Annotated in this window: 16 protein-coding genes and 1 pseudogene; 5 read left to right on the top strand and 12 right to left on the bottom strand. The window is 41.9% G+C overall.

From position 1 onward, the window contains the following. Nucleotides 1–248 precede the first annotated feature (248 nt). A complete protein-coding gene (locus tag BUB11_RS19680) occupies nucleotides 249–632 on the bottom strand; it encodes a desulfoferrodoxin (RefSeq protein WP_073031586.1) in 384 nt (127 codons plus the stop codon). A 243-nt stretch (nucleotides 633–875) separates the two neighbouring features. Here BUB11_RS19680 and BUB11_RS19675 point away from each other — a divergent pair, with 243 nt between their 5' ends. From BUB11_RS19675 to BUB11_RS19660, 4 genes are all read left to right on the top strand, one after another. After that, the gene (locus BUB11_RS19675; RefSeq protein ID WP_073031584.1) at nucleotides 876–2,591 is read left to right on the top strand and encodes a long-chain-fatty-acid--CoA ligase; all 1,716 of its coding nucleotides are present in this window, start codon (nucleotides 876–878) and stop codon (nucleotides 2,589–2,591) included. Nucleotides 2,592–2,752: 161 nt separating this feature from the next. Next, nucleotides 2,753–3,886: a 2-hydroxyacyl-CoA dehydratase family protein gene (locus BUB11_RS19670; protein ID WP_073031582.1), complete on the top strand. Its 1,134-nt coding sequence runs from the start codon at nucleotides 2,753–2,755 to the stop codon at nucleotides 3,884–3,886. A gap of 15 nt (nucleotides 3,887–3,901) precedes the next feature. Next, the gene (locus BUB11_RS19665) at nucleotides 3,902–5,143 is read left to right on the top strand and encodes a 2-hydroxyacyl-CoA dehydratase subunit D (protein ID WP_073031580.1); all 1,242 of its coding nucleotides are present in this window, start codon (nucleotides 3,902–3,904) and stop codon (nucleotides 5,141–5,143) included. A 122-nt stretch (nucleotides 5,144–5,265) separates the two neighbouring features. Then, nucleotides 5,266–6,045 carry an acyl-CoA dehydratase activase gene (locus tag BUB11_RS19660; protein WP_073031578.1) on the top strand — a complete coding sequence of 260 codons (780 nt, stop codon included), beginning with the start codon at nucleotides 5,266–5,268 and terminating at the stop codon, nucleotides 6,043–6,045. Nucleotides 6,046–6,079: 34 nt separating this feature from the next. Here BUB11_RS19660 and BUB11_RS19655 read toward each other — a convergent pair whose 3' ends face one another. The 11 genes and pseudogenes from BUB11_RS19655 to BUB11_RS19600 all read right to left on the bottom strand — a co-directional run bounded on the left by BUB11_RS19655 (nucleotide 6,080) and on the right by BUB11_RS19600 (nucleotide 20,145). Further along, nucleotides 6,080–7,132, bottom strand: a complete 1,053-nt coding sequence (locus BUB11_RS19655) for a M14 family metallopeptidase (RefSeq protein WP_073031577.1) — start codon at nucleotides 7,130–7,132, stop codon at nucleotides 6,080–6,082. A 366-nt stretch (nucleotides 7,133–7,498) separates the two neighbouring features. Then, nucleotides 7,499–8,854, bottom strand: coding sequence for a VWA domain-containing protein (locus BUB11_RS19650; protein ID WP_073031576.1), 1,356 nt, complete (start codon nucleotides 8,852–8,854; stop codon nucleotides 7,499–7,501). Between the two features lie 45 nt (nucleotides 8,855–8,899). Further along, entirely contained in the window at nucleotides 8,900–9,778 is an 879-nt protein-coding gene (locus BUB11_RS19645) for an AAA family ATPase (RefSeq protein WP_073031575.1), read from the bottom strand. 52 nt (nucleotides 9,779–9,830) lie between these two features. After that, nucleotides 9,831–10,658 (bottom strand): MBL fold metallo-hydrolase, encoded by an 828-nt coding sequence (locus BUB11_RS19640; RefSeq protein WP_073031661.1) that lies wholly within the window; start codon nucleotides 10,656–10,658, stop codon nucleotides 9,831–9,833. Nucleotides 10,659–10,745: 87 nt separating this feature from the next. Further along, on the bottom strand, nucleotides 10,746–11,906 hold the full coding sequence (locus BUB11_RS19635; RefSeq protein WP_073031574.1) for a DEAD/DEAH box helicase: 1,161 nt from the start codon (nucleotides 11,904–11,906) through the stop codon (nucleotides 10,746–10,748). Nucleotides 11,907–12,127: 221 nt separating this feature from the next. Next, a complete protein-coding gene (gene trxB, locus BUB11_RS19630; RefSeq protein WP_073031573.1) occupies nucleotides 12,128–13,345 on the bottom strand; it encodes a thioredoxin-disulfide reductase in 1,218 nt (405 codons plus the stop codon). A gap of 39 nt (nucleotides 13,346–13,384) precedes the next feature. Beyond that, on the bottom strand, nucleotides 13,385–13,711 hold the full coding sequence (locus BUB11_RS19625) for a thioredoxin family protein (protein WP_073031572.1): 327 nt from the start codon (nucleotides 13,709–13,711) through the stop codon (nucleotides 13,385–13,387). Nucleotides 13,712–14,085: 374 nt separating this feature from the next. Next, nucleotides 14,086–16,128, bottom strand: a complete 2,043-nt coding sequence (locus BUB11_RS19620; RefSeq protein WP_073031571.1) for an alkaline phosphatase family protein — start codon at nucleotides 16,126–16,128, stop codon at nucleotides 14,086–14,088. A gap of 278 nt (nucleotides 16,129–16,406) precedes the next feature. Further along, nucleotides 16,407–17,879, bottom strand: a pseudogene (mttB, locus tag BUB11_RS28455) ([trimethylamine--corrinoid protein] Co-methyltransferase). A gap of 60 nt (nucleotides 17,880–17,939) precedes the next feature. Continuing rightward, nucleotides 17,940–18,572: a cobalamin B12-binding domain-containing protein gene (locus tag BUB11_RS19605; RefSeq protein ID WP_073031565.1), complete on the bottom strand. Its 633-nt coding sequence runs from the start codon at nucleotides 18,570–18,572 to the stop codon at nucleotides 17,940–17,942. A gap of 142 nt (nucleotides 18,573–18,714) precedes the next feature. Further along, complete coding sequence (locus BUB11_RS19600; RefSeq protein ID WP_073031563.1) at nucleotides 18,715–20,145, bottom strand: trimethylamine methyltransferase family protein; 1,431 nt, start codon at nucleotides 20,143–20,145, stop codon at nucleotides 18,715–18,717. 725 nt (nucleotides 20,146–20,870) lie between these two features. On the opposite strand from BUB11_RS19600, the gene BUB11_RS19595 reads away from it, so the two are divergent. After that, a complete protein-coding gene (locus BUB11_RS19595; protein ID WP_084110419.1) occupies nucleotides 20,871–22,292 on the top strand; it encodes a sigma-54 interaction domain-containing protein in 1,422 nt (473 codons plus the stop codon). Nucleotides 22,293–22,331 lie beyond the last annotated feature (39 nt).

Genomic DNA, 22,331 nt, shown 5'->3' with positions numbered 1-22,331 from the left:
ATTTCCCCCTTCAATTAACCCATCAGAAAATACTATAGAATATCGAGAAAAGAGTGTCAAGCAACTCCTTTCCATATGACAGGAATCCAGTTGCGAAGTTCTTGAATCCGTAAGTGCTTCGCAAGACGTACAAATAATCTTGCATAGTTCTATAGAATCAAATTTCTCCAAATGAATCCTCTAAAAGACTTTTTCAGGACAGAGATAGGCAGGATAAAATCCTGCCTATCTCTGTATTTTCTAATAAATTATTTACCTGCCTTCCAAAGACCGTGAATATTGCAATATTCTCTAACTTCGACAACGTCGTCCGCCGAGACTAGGAAAGATGCTTCAGGGGCTTGGCCTGGTTCAAGTTCTGCTCTATGAACCTGATCCTTAGTAAGAACTTCGATAAATCGGATTGAATGCTTTTCCTCCATGGGGTGTGGGACACTGCCCACTTTAACTTTGATTCCCCCGTTTATCTCTTCAATAACAGGTACATGTTTTTCTAGACTGGCATCTTTAGTGCCTGCCTCTAATTTCTCCATTGGTTTGTTACAGCAGACCAATGAAGACGCTCCCGAATTAACTACCTCAATAACATTTCCACAAATACTACATACATATAGTTCTCTTAGATTTGTCATGACCAAGCCTCCACTTCTTTTTTTACCAATGTTATTAGTATTCTCCAGAAAAAGCTGTTTTCCTCCTTGTAAACATTACTTTTTTATAATAATCATTAAATGCGCAATCTATTATTAATCACGCATTGAATCCCGATTCATGAATAAAATTCTTCTAACCGAATTTTCTGTCTAATCTAAATATTTTAATTAATTCCTTTGCCTAGGTTAATTTCACCTTAAAGTGAAAAAGGAGGGCAAGTAATGAACAACAACTCGACCAGTGAAAAAATCCTTCCTTGGACCAAACATTACGATCTTGAAGTCCCCACTACACTCAATTATCCGAACGTCACGCTGGATGAATTATTTCGTCGAAGTGTCAAAGACCACTCGGAGGCTATCGCCTTAATTTTTTTCGGTCGAGAGATATGTTACAGGCAATTGGGTCACTGGGTAAACAGCTTGGCTGGTGCGATGCAAAAAATCGGCATACAACAAGGAGACCGAATCGCGCTTCTGCTCCCTAATTGTCCTCAATATGTGATGTCTTATTATGCCATTTTAAGTATTGGAGCAGTGGTCGTCCCGGTTAATCCCCTCAGCACGGAATCTGAACTCCTGCATATTTTTCGAGATGGCCGGGTCCGGGTTGTCATCAGCTTAGATCTCTTAACTGGACGGTTAGAAAATGTTCGAGATACTTGTCAAAGTACCGGAGAACACCATATCCTAGAACACACTTTTTATACTTCTTTAAACGAATTTATGCCTCTCCCAATTAAGCTTTTATACCCATTGTCTCGGAAATTCTCCGCCGAAACTAAAGCTCGTCTACCTCAATGCAAGTGGTTAAAACCCCTGCTTCAACAAGAATATCAGCCAATCATTCCAATAGATATTGATCTCACTCAAGACATTGCGCTCCTAATTTATACAGGAGGAACAACTGGCAAACCCAAAGGAGTCATGCTCTCGCATAAAGCTCTAGTTGCCAACGCCGCCCAAGGAGCCTCTTGGGTCCAAATGCGAGAGGACGACCGTTTATTAGCGGTTCTCCCAATATTTCATGGCTTTGGCATGTCAGTTTGTATGAATGCACCTCTGATTTCAGGATCTTCTTGTGTTCTTATTCCACGCTTCAATGGAGATGACATTCTCAAAGGAATTCACCGCTTCCACCCTACTCTCTTTGCTGGAGTACCCACCATGTATATAGGTCTCATTAACCATCCTCGTTTAGCACGCTATAACCTTTCCTCTTTGCGCGGATGTTTTGTCGGAGCCGCGCCTTTAGCCCCAGAAGTTAAGCGCCAGTTTGAAGAACTCACCCAAAGCAGACTGATGGAAGGCTATGGTCTTACTGAAGCTGTCACAGCACTCTGTGCCAATCCCTATAACGGCGTAAATAAAACAGGCAGTATTGGTATACCCTTTGCTGATGTCATTATGCAAGTCAGAGATATTGAGACCGGGGAAAAACTCCTTCAGCCCCTAGAAATTGGAGAAATCGTGCTTACTGGTCCGGAGATCATGCTCGGATACTATAATCAGCCTCAAGAAACTGGTTCGGCAATCCGAGAAGGTTGGCTCCATACCGGAGATATTGGCTACATGGATGAAGAGGGCTATTTCTATATTGTAGACCGCAAGAAAGATATGATTATTACTGGCGGGTTCAATGTTTATCCACGGGAAGTAGAAGATGTCCTCTATCAGCACCCAGCTGTGAAAGAGGCATGCGTTATAGGCATCCCTGACGATTATAAGGGGGAACGTGTAAAGGCATTTATCACCTTAAAAACAGATGTGATGGTCGAAGAGCAAGAGATTATCACCTTCTGCCGACAGCATCTCTTGCCTTATAAAGCCCCCCAACTCATTGAGATTCGCCCCGACCTCCCTATGACAGCTATAGGTAAAATTCTAAAACGCACTCTTCGGGAGCCATCCTCCCCTGCTCCAACAGAAACTCAGTGAACTCGTTCAGCTAAAGCTGAACATCGAGACTTACGGTGACGATAGTCTCCGGTGGAGATTATCGCCGAAAGCGCACGGCCCGCAACGAATTCATTTGCGCTGAGGATTGGAACACCGCTACCCGATTAATTATTAAACGCCTAAGGAGATGAACTACCCAAATGGTTGAAACTATTAACCCGACAGATTCTAAGGAAGCATTGGAACTGCTTATTGAAGAGGCTTCTCTCAAAGGCAGTGATCGTCTAAGCCGGTACCCCAAGCACAGGTTTTTTGGTTATTTCTGTTCCTATTTTCCCGAAGAACTAATTATAGCGGCAGGTTTACACCCCTTGCGCCTCTTACCGGATTCAGAGAACTCAACTCCAGTTGAACTCCCGGCCTATTGTTGTTCTTTAGCCAGGGGAACTCTAGACATGGAAGTAAGAGAGAAGTGGCGCGACCTTGTCGGCATCGGGTTTGCTCATACCTGTGACACTATGCAGTGTCTAAGCGGAGTCTGGGCATCCAGCGGTCAGAGCAAAACTGTTGACATTGTTCCCCCCGTTATGTTAAAAGCCCCGGGAGCTTCACGCTATTATCATGCTGAACTGCATACTCTCTTGAGTAAACTGACAGGCCTGACTAAACAAGAAATCAAAGCCAAGGCCATCAGAAATGCCCTAATCTTATGTGCAAATGCGCGAAAATTAGCTGCTGAACTTGATGTCCTTCGTCCTAACCTTCCTTCCCCTTTGATTTCCTCCCTGCTCAGAGCTGGACAGCTAATGCCGCGTTCTGAGTATACCCAAGCCCTTGTAAACAGCCTTCCGGCGTTAAAAGCAATGGCCGAAGAACCTCATGACAAAGCAAAGGTTCTTGTCAGCAGCGCCGTGCTGGAAAATGACAGCCTTTTCGAAATGATCGAAGAATTGGGAGGCAGAGTCGTTGCCGATGATACATGCACCGGATTTCGACACTTCTCAGGAGTCACAGTGGGCGAATCGGAAGACCCACTTTTGGATATCGTCCAAAGGTACTCTGAAATGCCCCCCTGCCCCTGTAAAAACCGCAGTCTTAACGAACGAATTTCTTATTTAACCACTCTAGCTAAACAACGGCATGCTCAAGGCGCCATTATTATCATCCGAAAATATTGCGAACCCCATGCTTGGGATGCCGCTACACTCTCCGAGAGGTTGCGCAAGAACGGCATTCGCACTCTGACGCTTGAACTGGAAGGGGCAAATGCAGGAGGACAAGAAAGAACTCGACTTCAGGCCTTTCTAGAGAGTTTGCCAGACTATGAATTATAAAGGAGAAAGATTAAGATGCATACAACAAAAGAGAAACGCCCCAGTTACCGGCCTCTAGTCAGCAACAAAGTACTCCAACAAACTATGGGCCGCTACTATGCTTTGACAAGCTGGCATCGTTACTGGGGCAAATTCTTACGACGTCCTTTGGCCTGGGTCACCAGCGGTGCCCCCGTCGAACTCCTCCGCGCTTTTAATATTCATTGCGCTTATCCGGAACAATATGCGGCTATATACAGTGCGCGCAAAGCCACTGTTGCCCTTTGCGAAGTGGCTGAAGCGGCTGGTTATTCCCAAGACCTCTGTTCCTATGCCCGGTCAAATATCGGTGGAGTCCTTAGGCCAGACCTGGCCCCTTTGGGAGGGATGCCGAAACCCGACCTCTTGGTAGCCTGCAATAATATTTGCGGAACAGTGTTAAAGTGGTATGAAGTTTTAGCGCGTCATTTTAATGTACCACTATTAGTTCTAGATACACCATTTATGACTGACCAACTAACTCCGCAGGCCAAAGACTTCGTCATTGAACAATTATCTGCTATGGCAGCAGATTTGGCAGAAATCACCGGTCGGCGCTTCAATGAAAAAAAATTAGCTGAACAAATGAACTTGAGTCGCAAAATCACCTCTCTCTGGATAGAAACCCGACAATATTGTCAAGCCAGTCCCTCTCCCCTCAACGCTCCCGATCTCTTCATCAACATGGCACCTATTGTAGTCTTAAGAGGCTCACAGAAAGGAATTAATTTTTACAGCAAACTCAAAGACGAAATCAAAGAACGAGTTGAACTTGCTCAGGGAGCAATCGAAAACGAGAGAATTCGCTTAGTCTGGGACAACATCGCCATCTGGCCACAATTGTTTAGTTTTTACAAAATGTTTTCTGAAAAAGGGGCATGTTTTGTGACTGACACCTATAGTGGGGGTTGGGCTGTCGAGCAAGCTCCCGGTACTCCGATAGAAAGCATGGCGACGACTTACACTGAAGTTTTTCTCAACCGTTCCCCTAAGTTCCGTGCCAATCAATTAATTAATCTAATCAAGGAGTACAGAGCCGATGGTTTCGTAATGCATTCAAATCGTTCCTGCAAACCTTATTCCTTAGTTCAAGAAGTGATTCGCAGAGAAGTAATGCGTGAAACAGGGGTGCCTGGGTTAATGATCGAAGCGGACATGGCAGATCCCAGAGCCTATGCAGAAGAACCCGTCCGCAATCGAGTCCAAGCTTTCTTAGAAACATTTGATGATCTAAAATAATCGAGACCGAAGCACGAGGTTCGAGGTTCAAAGTTCGAAATAATTACTCACAAAAAATAGGACAACAATTTGTGCTCTAAGTTTAGTCTCTCGTACCGTGAATCGAATAAGGAGGACAGCTCATGTCAAACTACTATGTAGGAGTAGATATTGGATCTCTTACTGTAAAAGTGGTTCTAATAAACAATGATTTAGAAATTCTCGGCCAGGCAAAAATCCGCGCAGGCTATCATGGGCGTGAAGTCGCCATACGCCTTGAAGAACAACTTCTCGCTGATTTCGGTCTAACTATTAATCAGGTCACTGCCACGGTTGCAACCGGTTATGGCCGAGTCACCTTCCCCTCTGATCGGGAACTGTCTGAAATCACCTGTCAAGCCAAAGGAATTAGTCATCTTTTTCCAAGTTCTCGAACCATTATCGATATAGGGGGGCAAGATAGCAAAGTAATTAAATTATTACCAAATGGCAAAGTCGCAGACTTTACAATGAATGACAAATGCGCTGCAGGTACAGGTCGGTTCTTAGAAGTGATGGCCACAGCTCTGGAAATAGAATGGCATGAGATTGGGGAATTGGTTTCATCCTCGGAAAACCCCACAAAGATTTCCTCCTTTTGTACTGTTTTCGCTGAATCCGAAATTATTTCCCAGGTATCCGCAGGAGCATTGAAATCAGATATTTTAGCGGGGGTTTGTGATTCGGTAGCCAGCCGAGTAGCCTCTATGACTCGACGAACCGGATTGGAAACGGATATTGTGTTTACGGGCGGAGTGGCCCTCAATCGAGGCGTGGTTAACGCCCTAACCAAGCAGCTGGGCTATCCCCTTCTCGTATTTCAAGAACCTGTTATTACAGCCGCGTTGGGCGCAGCTTTACTGGCCAGGGAGATCCGTAAATAGTAAACTTGTTCGGCAAAAGAGAAACGCCCAAATTTTATACATACATACCCATTAAAAATATCCCAATTACCTTGCCCCATATCTCCCAAAACTGAGATATGGGCAGAGGATTAATTCCGTGACCACATTCGACTGTAAAGCCGGGGCGTCTCCATTCTTGAATAAACCAATCCTTATACCCTGCGTCACTTTCCACATACCGTACTGCTTCGTATCCGCTAACTTCTATGAACCGATTCACGATCTGTTGTGATTCATTGGGTTCTAACCCCCTGTACCCCCAATAGATCTCCTCTCCCTGAGTATGAAAAGCACTTACTAAACGAAAGTTATGGGACCTTGTAAACTCTGCCATCGCTCTAGCTTCCGGCTCGGAGAGAGGTGCTGTCCCTGTATAATCCCGGGGAGACGGGCCAGAAGATGCTCGTCTGGACACTTCAGTCTCCCAGTTGGCCGGAAACTGATCATTTAAATCTACCCCTCGAATGTTAGCCTTCCAACCACTGAAATCTCGTGATCCACCATTGATCCGCAGCGCGTTGGCAAAGGTTGAAGTATTCGTATCGATTTTCTCCTGAACCAGTTGCACTCCATCAGGATTGACCATAGGAACAACCCACAAGGAAACACTGTCAAATAGGCTTTTAATATTAAAGGTTCCAATTTTTTTCCCTGAAACGTAAGCTTTAGCATAGACTTCAATAAACTTCATCAATAACAAAGTTGTGATCCACTCATTGGCATGAAAAGAACCATTATAATGGACTTCTTTTTTTCCTTGCCCTATCCTTACCACTGGAATTGAACGACCCATAACCGTAGTTCCAATGGAATCCACCTTAATGAAAGGATAGCTTTCTCTAAGCATCTCAAGGTCATTAACCATTTCACTATAACCGTAGCTCTCTCTGGGAATAACGATGGTTCTCTGGGGTGCTGCCTTTGGGACATTTACCACTTGCCCAGGTCTAATCAAGGAAGGGTTTTTAATATTTGGGTTGGCAGCGAGAAGCGAGCTAAGGCTTATTCCATACTTCTGAGCAATAATAAAAAGTGTTTCCCCTTGTTTTACTGTATGTTTTATCACTGGCTCATTGACACCTCCTGAATAATCACCCTGTATGTAACCATGGCAAAGTATTTATTTTTGACTTATAAGCAGTATATACCCGACCCCGCAACTTCGTGTCAGCACACTGACTTGCAGCATTAAATTTAGCTCATTTATACCCACTTCTCCATGATGAGGATCCGTCCATAGATGTTTCCCTATATGCACTGCGCTCTGATCACGGACGCATGTAAAGTAAATAAGCCAGTCGCTTCACATTAAAGCAACTGGCTTATACCTTTATAACTTTTTTACTTTATAACTTTTTAATTTTGTAACTCTTATCTAAATCAAGATCTAAAAATCTAACAATTGATATCCGGTAGATCTTGAGCAACTCTCTTAGAAAACATCCTTAACAATTCTCTGTAAATCGCTGGCCGTTCGGCACCGATAGACCTTTGAGCAATTATTTTGATATACTTTCATAACATTATCAGGCTCAGACCATTCCATCTCCTCTAAAGGGTTCAACCAAAACACCTTACGTACCTTTTCAGAAATCCGGGCAAAATATTCCGGCTGAGCTGGGCGATAGTTGTTTTTACCATCTCCCAGTACGATAAGAATAGCTCGTGATGACACTTCTCTAAGTATGTTCTCAGCGAGTTCTTTAAATACCGCTCCATAATCTGAAAACCCCGAACTTGCTTTATGCCCCCAGCTTTTAATCTCTTGTTTCACTCCGCTAAGATCATCATCCCAAACAAACTCACTGACATCCCAGACTGAATCGATAAAAAAGAATACCCGTATTTTTCGAAAACGAGCCCTAAGACACGTCACCAGATGAATTAAAAATTCTACAAATGAGGCCATGGAATTCGAGACATCGCAGAGCACTACCAGTTCTGGAGCACGGGGAATTCTACGCCGGTAGCATAAATGAAAAAGTCCCCCCTCCCACTGAACGCTTTGCTGTACAATTTTCCCTATATCAATTGTTCCTTTGTTATAAGATTTCCAACGAGAACCTGGTCGCAAGGCTAATTTTCGAGCCCATTTTCGAATACTAGTCCTCACAAGCTCTTTTTCTTCTTCAGATAGCGAACTTAGCGGTTTGAATAACCAGTGTTGCCGAACAAGGGGTTTCCAGCTGTTTTCAAGTGTGACTTGGCTCATCAATACCTGTTGCTGAATCTCACGCAGGATAAAAGCCCGATTGTTTTGATGGGTATACCATTCGTCTTCAGAAAGAGTACCTCGCTGATAAGCTAGATCGAAGGAATTAATCCACGTATAATAGTCAATATCTGCCAAAACGGTTTTAACAACCTCTTCATACTCTGCCCCACTGCTTGCTAACTCTTCAAGCCGTGAAAATGGAATCAATTTAGAAATGTGACAATGATCGAGAATATCTCCAATTGCAGTCAGGCTGATTCCTCCTGATCCACGCCCTGCTCCTTGGCCTCCAATTCCTTGACTGTCCCTGTTTTCTTCTTTATCTTTGAGGGTTGCATCCAGGGAATCCTTCAGTTCAGTGGATTCTCTGTTCTCAACTGCGATTTTCCAAACCGTCTCAAATATGCCCGCATCTTGGGGGCGATGAATTAAAAGCGATTTCAATATCTGTTTACATGGTATGTCAGGATATCGAACCAGACAAGTTTGAGCATCAAGAATATCCTGCGAGGAAATCGGTAAAGAAACCTGCCTGAGAGCGTGAACCAACCTGATAAAAACCCATCCGTCCATAGTCTCCATCCCTTACTATTCCATTATGCCAGGGCTAAAACCTGATTACTCTCGGGATCGCAGTGCTTCAGTTTCCCATTTTTTAAGACGCTCTTCCAGCTTAGCAACATCCTTTGGATATTTCAGCAACACGCTGAGTGTTCCCATCAGGTCTCCATAGTTCAATTCTACTTTTTGGAGGGCATCCAGCGCACGCGCAAAATCGATGGTTTCAGAAACACTCGGAAGCTTCTGCAAAGGCAACTTTCTTATCTTGGCAACGAACTCACAAACGTCCTTAGTTAATCCCCTAGAAAGCTCGGGAGCATGCGAGCTTAGAATAGATATTTCTCGCTCTAAGGAAGGGTAAGTCAGATAGATATGGATACAACGCCGTCTGAGAGCATCACTAAAGTCTCGAGAATTGTTGCTGGTTAAGATGACAATAGGTTTGGTTTTTGAAGTAAGAGTTCCCAGCTCTGGAATTGAAACCTGTTGTTCAGCAAGTAACTCCAAGAGAAAACTTTCAAACTCCTCGTCACTCTTGTCTAATTCATCAATCAGCAGCAGAACCGGTTCGGGCGAAAGAATTGCTTCCAAGAGAGGCCTGGAAAGCAAAAATTCTTCCGAGTAAAGATCGAACTTTATCTCATCCCAATCTTCTGTCTTGGCAAGTTGCAAGCGCAATAGCTGTTTGGCATAATTCCAATCATATAATGCCTTACTTATGTCCAGTCCTTCATAACACTGCAACCTTATCAGTCTTCGTTTTTCCGCTCGGGCAAGTGCTAAAGCCAACTGTGTCTTGCCAACCCCCGCCGGACCTTCAATAAGACATGGTTTTTCCAAGGCCAAAGCAAGGAATAAGGTAGTCGCTGCTTCTTGACCGATAAGATAGCCTTCTTTTTTAAGTTCATGCGCTAAGTCCAAGGGCGATGTCTTCATAATCTCAAATCTCCCTCCATGTCTCCCCAAGGCACTTTACCAAGTCGGTCTCTTACGTCCTGGTACCTTTATCTTCAATAAGCGAACGGACCAAGTTGTAAGAAGAAAATTCTCCGAGACTGAAATAGGCAATAGCAGGCGTTTGTGGAAAGATTCTCTTGACGATTGCTTTAATATCCAGCCCCTTATGAGAAAGGTTCAAAATTTCCTCCTGCAATTCTTCAAGGTAAGCCAGCTTTTGCTCAACTAAGCGATATCCTTGTTTAATCTCTCCTCCATGAGAACAGTATACTGTTTTAAAACTTTCCTTCAACAATGTGCGCAAGGATTCCATGAGTAGGGGTATGTTTTCTTTTCTCCGTACAACTCGAGTCTTTTGGTGAAGAAAAAGGTCTCCGCTAAACAACCTGCCTTCCTCTCTATCCAAAAAAACAACATGATCTGTCGTATGCCCAGGAGTTTGAATCACTTCAAAACGAGAATGTTCATTTTCAATATAATCAGGCAATGGCTCTGCTTGGAAGCCCATTCTATGCCCCCAAAAAGCTAAACGATAGAAAGGTATATCCCCTTTCTGACGGCAAATACCTAAAGATTCCGGATGGACATAAGCGGGAACTTGGAGTTTTTTTACCAGATATGCTGTATTTCCCGTATGGTCTTCGTGAAAATGGGTGTGAACAATTTTATCAGGTTGATTTTGTAGACAAAAATCTAGAATTCCCCTTCGGAGTTTATGGGGTCCACTATCAATGAGCATACCATCAACTATGTAAGCATAAACATTGAGCGTGGTACCCAACATGCGTACTATACTGTTAAATATTCTTACTTCTTGTTTATCCTGTCCTATGTGACGGGTCAGTATATGGACTGCCATACAAGAAAACTCCATTTCCTTGGATTTCCTCCAGGTTTTACTTAATTATACTATCAGTGAAAAAAAGAGCAATATGAGATTTCCCCCTTACCCTTTCTTCTGTAATTTTTTCCTTACATCAACAATTTTCCCTTGGACCATTTCTTTAGGACTGAACTTAATCTCAAAGGAATTTTCCAGTCTTCGCAAGTATGAAACTTCTTTTGCGTTGGCAATGGAAATAGCAATCCCCCTATTACCTGCTCTGCCCGTTCTACCGACCCGATGCAGATAAAGCTGAGGATCTTCCGGCAAGTCAAGGTTAAAGACATGGGTAATCCCCTTGATGTCCAATCCTCTCGAAGCTAGATCCGAAGCCACCAGCAAGGTGCTTTTTCCACTTCTAAAATCATCCATCGCCTTTTTTCGCTCGATCTTATTTGCTCCTCCGTATATTCCTTCTGCATCTAAACCATGAAATTTAAGTTTTTCCACCATTTTTTCGATCTCTTCACTTTTATTAATGAAAATTAAAGCTCGAGTCGGAATAATAATCCGAATTAGCTTCCTGAGAACTTCAATTTTATCTCTCTGTTCTGCTAAGAAGAAGATATGCTCAACAGTGGGCGCGATCATTATTTTATCTGTTACCCTAATGACCTCAGGAGTCTTTAATAATTCGGAAGCCCGTTGATAAGTCGTTGGGGGTAATGTCGCTGAAAATAACAAGAGCTGAGTTCTGCTTAAGGTTGTTTTGATCACCGACTTAACATGATGGGCATTATTTTCATCAAGTAAACGATCAGCCTCATCGAGCACTATTGTTTTAATAGTTTGAGCAACAATTTTTTTCTTCTGGATTAACTCTAAAATTCTACCACTGGAACCCACAATAATGTGTGGTTTTTGTTTTAACTTTTCTATCTGGCGCGCTATATTCACGTTTCCGATGATAGCAGTTGACGTGATATCCAGATTAGAGTTTTTTGACAAAGTTTCCATTTCACGTTGAATCTGAATAGCCAGCTCATGAGTCGGCGTGAGAATCATCGCTTGAGTTTCTCGCTTTAAAATATCTATTTTCTGAAAAATCGGGAGCAGATAAGCCAACGTCTTACCCGTGCCTGTTTCTGACTGACCCAATACATCTTTTCCAGTTAAAATAAAGGGTATCGCTTGTTCTTGGATCGCAGTTGGTTCAACAATTCCTTGCAGTTTAAGGGCATTTACCAAAGATTCGTCGAGCCCAAGCTGATTAAAGGTATTCATGATAATCCATCCTATCTAATCTAAATTAAAGTATAAATCCATTATATCCTTTTTCTTGGCATATCAGAAATAAAACGTCATAATAAATTCATTTCTGCTAACATATTCGAAAGGTTATAAAATTCAAAGGAACCCATCCCACAAGATAGGTTCCTTTGATTTTCTATATCAACCATTAAAAGTAATATGCTCTTCTAATGTTTTACTAATAATGATTTGTCTTATCTTAATTGGGCCTTAAGTTTTTCTTTCTCCATCGAATAGTCCAATCGCTTGATCTCTTGCCCTCTGTCCAATACAACAACTGAAGGCACGATTTTGACATCATACTTTTGGGCAAGATTTTTCTTAGTAGCCGTATCGACTTTCACCACTTTGTAGGGTTCCGAGAGTTCTTGATTTGCCTCTTCTAATAAAGTGCTAAACTCCAAGCTTTCATTATTTAAGGCATTGAAGAAAAGCAAGAGCACTTTTTTGTCACTTTTCAGTACACTCGTACTAAAGGCATTCAGTTCCTCAATATAGCGCTCGGCAGCGACTGCGGCCGTTGCCCCATCCCCTGCAGCTGAAACCACTTGCCTTAAATATTTAACCCGATTGTCTCCCACCGCATATACCCCTTCGAGATCCGTTTCCATCAAGTCATTAACGGGAATGTATCCTCTTCTGTCCATCCCAATGCCACTTTCCTGAATAAAATGAGTCGAAGGAATCATCCCAACAAAGAAAAATACGCCCTGGCAAGGAAGTTCAGTTGAACGGCCTGTTTTTAAGTTCTTGATTTTAACCCCCTCGACATTAGACTCACCCAGTACTTCTTCAAGCGTGGAGTTCCATACAAACTCCATCTTTTCATTTTGGAAGGCCCTTTCCGCACTCACTTTATTACAATCGAGAACGCCTTCATCATGGAGTACAATCACGGTGACTTTACGAGCGAACTTGGTAATGTACATGCCTTCTTCAATGGCTTGATCCCCGCTGCCAACGACAACAACGTCTTCCCCTTCAAAAAACTCGGCATCACAGGTTGCACAATACGCAACCCCACTGCCCTGAAGCCGCTTTTCACCAGGAATATTTAATAGTCTCGGCTCACTGCCACAAGCAACGATAACCGCCTTGGCAGTGTATTCTTTATCTTTTTTCGTACAGATGATTTTATCTTCTTGAGCAAAATTAACACTCACAACTTCATCTCGTGAAAATTCTGCGCCAAAGGAATCGGCATGCTTTTTAAAGTCTTTCATAAGATCAGATCCACTGATTTGACCATAGCCCGGATAATTGACAATTTCTCGTGTCGTATTGACCAAACCGCCAACCGTCCCTTTATTGATAACCAAAGTTCTCAGCTTCGCTCTTCCCCCATAAATAGCTGCCGTGAGCCCTGCGGGGCCCCCGCCGATAATGATTAAATCGTAGGTCACATCTCCCATTTTCTTAAATTACTCCCTCTCTTTAGAATGTTTTAGTGATTACGATTCCAGAACCTCCGCAATTTTATCAATGACTTTGTCTTCGTCAACAGCCCCTGCCAGCTTTGCTTGATATTCGCCATCCTTAAAGAAAAGAATCTGAGGAACTCCTTTTAAGGAGAATCTTTGGGACAAGTTTTTATCTTCTTCTACATCCACGTAATAGAATCCAACCCTATCTCGGTATTGCAGTTGAAGTTCCTCCAAAACAGGAACGACCTCTTTACAAACGTGACAAGATTTTCTTGAGAAAATAACGAGACAGGATTCCTCATTATCATAGATGATTTTTTCGAAACTATTTGCATTTAATTGTTCTAAGGACATATTTTCCACTCCTTTAAAATAGTCCATATTGACAAAAATTAAGGAATTTCAAATAATCATTCAGAAGTTCCTTTACTGGAAACTTATTGGTTTTATGCTGTTAGGGAGCTTATCCGCAAATCAACTCAAAACCTATCGTTACTTTTCAACAAATTCATCCAAAAGTAAAAATCATTGTCCAAGAAGTCTTAAAAGAATTTCCGTTTCATGAATAAAAGAATAAAAGGCAGGCTATTCCACGAAGTCAAGGATAATTAGCCTGCCTTTTTATACTACCAGAAAGTATAACCTTGCGTTATATACTTTCTAAGCATAAGTGCAACTAGGGCTGCCGCCTTCGCCGGAGGCTCGGCGCCAGCCAAGTTTTCTTTATATTAGACTTCTTCGGTTAAAATCTGATAGATTGGTCCACCTTCACACTGGGCAGGCATTCTTACACCTACTAATGTTGCAATAGTCGGTGCAATATCAACTTGTCTAATGGTTCTAACGGTTGTAAAGTTTTCTTTAATTCCTGTCCCTGCAGCTAGAAAAATTGGGGAAACAGAAGTATCGAAAGCACCCTCTACAGTGGATAACCCATCACCATGTAAACGGCTATACCCCTCATCTACAGTGAAGAAGATATCACCACACTGCGGACCGTTTGTTCCTAATACGACAGCGTCTTTATTCCGCATTGCCAGCCCTATAACACGCTGTCCTTTATATCTATAAGAGTACAGGTCAGACATAATTTTTCTTTCCAGTTCATATTTGTCCGCCGGGTCAACAATGCCATGGGCATCACGACCCTTTAAGTTGATATATATATAGTTACTTCGAGTCTGAACAGCTGTTGTCTTTTCCCAATCTACTTCTTTCAAAGTTTTACCGTTTGCATCCTTTTTCATTACGGTATAACCGAGTTCCTCCATCACCTGTACATTCATGCCGCCATATTCACCAATTTGTGGTGGGAATTCTTCCCCGACCAGTAAACCATGGTCAGCTACAATCATGATTGTCCATCCTTCATCTAATAGATGTAAGAATTCACCTAAATATTTGTCTGTCTGAATGTAAAACTTCCGGATAAAGTTCTGATTAACTTCAGGGTCAGTATAACTCCAGCGCTCCAGGTTTTTCGCTAAGTGCCAAAACATATGACCTGCACAGTCAATATTATGCAAATGTGTGAACACTACCTGGTAATCCCGGTTTTTAATTAAATGATTTAAAGCCTTTGCTTGCCATTGACAATACGAATCCCAGGCTGGTTCATAAACCTTCTCAACAAGGTATGCATCTTCTCCCCCAACCAAGCTAACAGGCTGAACCGGTCCAACATGTTCTACGACATCTTTTAACAATTCTTTCGGATGCCATAATTTATCCTGGGCAATATCCAAGGCATTACTGATCCACAGTTTCACCGATGTACCATCGGTCGAAAGTTCCAGGAGTTTCATAGAACGACAGGCGGGTTTTAATACACCCTCTTTATTAATGTCATCTACAATACCGGAAACCATTTTCCCGAGTTCTAAAACTACGATTGGCTTCTCTGCCTTCTTATTTTTATAAATTGCAATGCGGTCATAGATGCCATCAGCATTCTTTAAAATCAGGGTGGGTCGTCTTACAATACCATCAGACGTTAAAATAGTAAATTCCTTGGCGTCTTCCGGTGCAGCTGCCCATCCTGCTGCATTTTTCAAAGGGGAATTGACTACATCATAATGAGGAATAGATTCAATGACCATTTCCATATTATCTGGTCCCATGATATATTCACGGATTTCACTGCCTGACATGGCAGCTTCACCATACCATAATTCCATCATATCGGTAGCTGGTTCTTCTTCAGTAATTGCACTCAGATCGGAAATCATGCAGCCGGTACCGGCAGGACGTTCAAGTTTTGGAGCATATATTAATTCTGTAATTTCCTCATTAGCAGCGATAATTTTTTCCCAATCAAGTTGTGCCACACCCATGTTAACAGAACCCGGCTGTGTTCCATCAACAACGTTTAAATTTGGGTTGTCACTGGTGGGAGGCCAAGCGGAACCGGGCCAATGCCATACTAAGGTTTTAAGACCGGCTTCAGAAGTTACATTCCATAACTGCTCAGCTTCACAGTTTCTGGAATCCATATTATAGACAACCGCGTCCAAACTCTTTGGTGACTGTCGCCAAAAGCAGGTAATACCGTGTGTTCCAGGATAAGCACCTGTTGCTAAGGTCGTCCAGCATGCAGGTGTAATCGTTGGCAGGGCACCTAAGTGGGATAAATCTTCTCTAGCCGCACCTTTTTCAATGAACTTTTGTAAGTTAGGCATTATTCCTTCAGCCAAGAACTTCCGGGTTACTTTGGGATCCATCCCGTCGACCCCTAATACCAATAATTTCTGGGTTAACGCTTCTCTTTTCATTATTAAAATCACAACTCCTCAAAGAGTTTCGAAATTGTCGACCTTCCCGGTTTACTCATTTCGAGGCTCAATCACTTTCAGGCCTACAATCTGACTGTCTACGCTTAACAACTAGAATTACTTCTTAACCCCATCCAAGACTCGCTATTGGTGGTGGCTTGAGTATACCAAGTGGGTTGGAATTCCTTAAGTAACTTTATTTAGTAATGAGAAGAACTAAAGTAGTTAGCTCGTTCTCCTCATTACTATCATTAATATTTAGTTATTCGGTCATTAACTTAACTATTGACACCATACTCTTTTTCAGTTTCTTCCACTATAGCACGTAATTCTGCTTGAATATTTTCCGGCAGATGCTCTGGCTTATAGTCTTCGAGTATGGATCTTGCTACTTCGTAGGCTCTTTCTGAAAAGTCCTTACCCCCATCAGCCAGCCAGACATCTCTCATACGGCGGTCAATAACATTACTTTTAGATTGAGAACGCATGTGTTTGAAGGTATGCTCTTGACCAATAAAGTTACCAGCGGTACCTACCTCTTTAATAACATCTATTGCCAGAGTTTCATCAGACACACTTATCCCACAGACAGCTTTTTTAATCATCCTAGCCATCTCATTATCCATCACCATTTGTGCATAGTCATAGGTGATGCCGAGTTCCAACATACCTGCGCCATAGATCAGGTTGGACCCTGCCAACGCTGTCAGCATAGCGGTAATTGTGAACTCATGAGATGCTTGGGCATCCGGGAGTTTGCTGTCTACCTAGCCACCGGCTACCCAGCTTGGCAGTAAGTAAAACTGGGCAAGTTTCGCCACACCTGCATTGATCATTCCGAGTTCCGGAGATCCAACCGGTGCCGTAGCAAAACGCAGATCCATGATTGTCGTTGAACTGCCATAGATAACCGGTGCTCCCTTGCGGGTTAGCTGGCTTAAGACGATGCCACTTAAAACTTCAGCATTGTGTGTTACAAGACTGCCTGCTAACGTAATTGGAGAGGTAGCTCCAGCCATAGCCATCGATAGTACGTTTACTGCTATACCAGCCCGGGCACCTTCAATAATTACTTCAGTACAGTGGCCTACTAATTGTAACGGGCTTGTCGGGCAAACATTGCAAGAGAAGATTGGTCTTTCCCGCAGCTTTTCTTCTCCACCGACTATGGCAGCAGCCATCTTCAGAACCTTTTTGAAGTTTTTTCCACCTTCAGTACCGATAAATACATGCTTGGAAGTATTATTGAAGATAACCTCGGCATTATGAACGACAGCAGCCACTGGCGGAACATCCTGAGGTGCTACCGGTCGTAAAACTGCATCCATTTCACTCATTGCATCACAGAAGCGCGAAATATTAGCTACATCCTGCTTAGTAGTCTTCCGATACTCTTTGGTATAGGGGTCGATGATTGAGACCCCTTCGCCAAAATTAATAAAGTGAACTCTTTTACCACCCAGTATAATATCATGTTTAGGATTTCTACCTGCTAAAAGAATCGTATTAGGGGCTGAGCGAATAGCATCCTCTACAATATGAGGAGGAATTTTAACGACTCGCGTTTCGAAATTTACACTAGCTCCTCCGGCAGCGAAAATTTCTAAGGCTTCTTTAGACTCAACTTTAATCCCTGTTTTTTCTAACACTTCAAGAGTTCCACTGTGGATATCATAAAGTTCATTGTCAGAAAATATATTAAGTCCGAAACCCTCAAATTTTGAAACTCCTGCTTGAACTTCACTTCTCAATTCTTCCACCTCCACAACTTCTGCAACATTTAATATGTCCTAATATCTTTTCCAAGAAAACTAGTTTAAGAAAGCGGTAGCCATCTCTTTAGCAGCCATAGCGTCGGCACAATAACCATCAGCCCCGACTTCATCGGCAAAGCTTTGGGAAACAGGAGCCCCACCAACAAGAATCTTAACTTGATCCCGTAATCCTTCTTTGGCGATATGGTCTATCGTGACTTTCATATTTAGCATTGTTGTGGTTAAGAGAGCAGATAAACCAACTATTTTTGCGTCGTGCTCTTTAATAGCTGCTACAAATTTTTCCGGAGATACATCAACACCTAAATCAACCACATTAAAGCCGCCGCTTTCCATAATCATGACCACTAAATTCTTACCGATATCATGTAGGTCTCCGGCAACTGTCCCAATAATAATTGTTTTACTGACTGCAATATCCGCCCCAGTAAGCAAAGGCTTAACAATATTCATACCCTCTGATAAAGCTCTTGCCGCCATCATTACCTCAGGAACATACATCTCGCCGGCTTTAAATTTAGGAGTCACAATATCCATCCCAATTAGTAAACCTTTAGAGATGATTTCCATTGGATCGCCGCCGGCATTTACCAGCTTTTGAGTGAGCTCTTTTACTGCAGCGGCATTTCCTTTAAACACATAATCGGCTAATTGATCGAAATCGCTCATTTTATTAATCCTCCTTCAAGATGCAATAACTTGTGCAAATTATAAACTAGTAACATTTCCCAACTAGATCATATTATAATTACATTACGTTGCATAATTCCGTCTTTTTATGCCGGGTATAAATCTCAACAGCATTGAAAAATTATGATTGATGAGCTCTAGCTTTCTCGATAAACTCTAACAATGCCTTATCCGTCTCTGAATCGAGTAAAGTCTCGGGTGCATTTTGCAGAATATGTTGATACTTACGGTTTGCCTTGATAACAACATCTTCCGAACCGGCGTTCTTCCAATCGCTATAATTTCCCCAATCTGAAATAGTAGGCGTCCACAGTGATCTGAATTTCTCGAAGGTACTTATATGCGACAAATAGGTTCCCGTGTGTCCTATCTCTTGAATAACGTCAACAGCTAATGCTTCATCCGAGGTATCGATCCCTTGAGAAATCCGCCTTACTCTTCTAATCAATTCTTCATCAATGATAAACTTTTCGTAGGAAGTCGTCATAATAGCGTCTAAAACACCCAAGCTTTGAACTGACATTTGGGCGCCGCTCAACATTCCCATTAACAAGCTTTGCATGGTTTCATACCCTGCTTGACAATCAACTGTCTTAGAATGTGTGATCCCCGACATTGTTCTAACGGGTAAGTGATAGTAATCTAAACCCATTTGCAAGCTGGCAGTATTTATTAACATAGCCTCGGGAGAACCTGCTGCATAAGTTGCTTCTTTCATATAACCTGAAGTTGAAGCGGTAGCATATACTAGCGGAGTCCCCGGATTCACTAATTGAACCAGAACCAGTCCTGCTATGGTTTCAGTGTTTTGCAAAACCGCCGTTCCTAAAAGTGATATTGGGCCACTTACTCCAGCCATAATGCACGGCGCAAGTAGGATAACTTGATTTCGTTTTGCATATTCAATCATAGTTTCCAGAGTATCAGGAGCATAGGCTAATGGACTTAATGAATTTACTAGTACCGCTGTACAATGGTTCTCCAATAAAAATCCAGGTGTACCCATAGTCATCTCAACCATATCCAATTGTTGGCGGACCTGTTGTGTATTAGCACAGAATCCTATCACTGGTTTCTCAGTGTTTTTTAACGCTTCGTACATCATAAGTAAATACTTATCACTGCTCTTCACATCACTGGGATCAACCGGGATTGTGCCAACTAAATCAACGACATCGCTAGCCTGACAGAGTTTTTGGATATTAGCATAATCCTCAAGAGTTGCCTCCCGACGTCCCTTAACTAAGTCTTGAATATAAACCGGGCCAACATTTGGCTGTATCAAGAAACCTTCTCCGACGGTAACAGAGTATTTATCATTACGAGCCCGCATGCGGAAGGTACGTGGAGCTGTAGCCAGGGCTTGATCTACCAGTTCGCGAGTAATGAAAACTGTTTTGTTTTCTACTCTTGCACCATGTTTCTTGAAGACTTCAATAGCTTCCTCATTGTGAAATACTACTCCGGTCTCCCGAAGAATCTTCAGGGTGGCTTCATGAACCCTCACTAAATCATCCTTCGTTAAGACTTCCAGCCGTGATTTTAAAGCCATTATTACACCCTCTCCTATCGTACTTGCGCGAACTTCAGGTAGCTAATTAGCTTTAACCCTTAAAGTCACTTTGAGTCAAATAGACTTAGGTAGAGTCTATTTGACTTGAATTAGAATTCGAACAATCTTGAATTAAAGACCAATAGATTCAGAACTCTAGGCATTCCTCAATTTTTTAAGTATAACCGCTCTTCACCCCCCCCAAATCTCCCTGCTGGCCGATAAACTACTACCACTTGTCGGTATATTGATAGATTAGCGGTAGTCAAGCCTTCCCAAAAATGTGTTCAATTCGACTTGGATGATATGTCAAAATATAATGCAATTTTCATGCCGTTCTAAGTATTAAGCCAAATCTGTTTTCTACAATGGGAAAAACTTATTATCAATTACTTCTACATGTGATGGGCTGCCAAATTAAGCTTAAAATAGAGTCAAATTCACTCTATCATCGCTATAACGCCTTATGCCCAAAGGTCGTTGCTTGCTTTCTGTATGGGTTCATTTCAAGCCTCGACATAAAATGATAGAATATTTAAGTCATATTGACTTAAATATTCCAACGTTGCAGGATTTTATGTTTGTCTTACCGAATAAAATAAATAAATAATTTAATATTTTCAAAACAAAATCTTTTGTATGACATTAGATTTTAAATATATACCGATTTTTGCTGATACTCAATCAATTTTGCTGTGAACATTGCAAAAAGGGAGTTGTCGAAATTGCTAGATATAAACGAACAAAGTTTGAACAGAGAAGATTTTAAAATGATCCTGGACAATTCGTTTGATGAGATCTTTGTCGTTGATAGCAAGGGAATTGTAACCTATGTCAATAAAGTATGTAAGAAGCATTATGGCTTAGATCCTTCTGAGATAATCGGAAAGAATGTAAGCTATTTATTGAGTGAAGGTTATTATTCACCAGCCTTAGCTCCCATAGTCTTTCAAAACAAGCAAACTGTTACCGTTGAACAGCAGACTAAAACCGGAATTAAACTTGTTGTCACTGCCACTCCTGTGATTAACAAGGATGGTGAAGTTGATTTCATCGTTATGAATAGTCGTGATATCACACAGCTTGAAGAGTTAAAACAAGATTTAGACAAGACTAAGAAACTTGTTAAGCATTACAAAAACAAAGTCGATGAATTAAGTCAACAAGTCAGCTACTTTAAGGGATACTCCTTTCGAGATGAAAAAATGAAGTTATGCCTTGAAATAGTTAAGAGGGTTGCCTTAGTGAATTCTACAGTTCTTATCCTAGGTGAATCCGGAACCGGGAAAAATGTACTGGCCATGGATATTCATAAAATGAGTGAGCGCAAAGATGGCCCCTTCATCTGTATTAATGGGGCCACTATCCCAGAGCACCTCTTAGAGTCAGAGCTCTTCGGATATTGTCGCGGTGCTTTTACCGGTGCAGACAAGTTTGGGAAAGTAGGATTAGTTGAACTAGCCCATGGTGGCACATTGTTTCTTGATGAAATAGGAGAAATTCCTTTAGGAATTCAAGCAAAATTATTAGAGCTTATTCAAGAGCGCAGATTTATTCCGGTTGGCGGAAAAGAGCATAAGAAAATTGATGTAAGAATTGTTGCTGCGACCAATAGGAACCTTGTTCAATTAATCGAAGAAGGAAAGTTCCGCGAGGACTTATACTATAGATTAAGCGTCATCGAAATTGATACTCCTCCTTTAAGAGAAAGAACCAATGATATTATTCCTTTATTAGAGTTTTTTTTGAACAAATATGACTTGATGTATAAATACTCTCACAAGTTTGATGAACAAAGTCTTGCTGTTCTAAAAAGTTACAACTGGCCCGGAAATATTAGGGAGATGGAGCATTTAGCCGAACGGATAGTGGTCACTGTTCCGGAGGGATATATTCTACCCGAACATTTACCCAGTAAAATGTTTAAAATACCCTCTACTCATGCACACTCAAACATTGTGGAAGAAGAACTATCCAACTGGAAAAATCTCAAAAAAACGAGTGATGAAGAGGCTATCATAATCAGATTGTATAATATGTTGGGGAGTTCCTACAAAGTCGCAAACACCTTAAATATTAGCCAAAGCAAAGTTACACGTATATTACGCAACTATAAACAGCGGTCTACCCCGATCAATCCCAGTTAGACCCGAAAGGTAGCTTCTCGCACAGGAGTGAACGAATGG

This window comes from Desulfosporosinus lacus DSM 15449 (assembly GCF_900129935.1).
Taxonomy (GTDB): Bacteria; Bacillota; Desulfitobacteriia; order Desulfitobacteriales; family Desulfitobacteriaceae; genus Desulfosporosinus; species Desulfosporosinus lacus.
The sequence above is the reverse complement of the archived record's forward strand: the minus strand, read 5'-3'. Positions and strand labels throughout refer to the sequence as shown.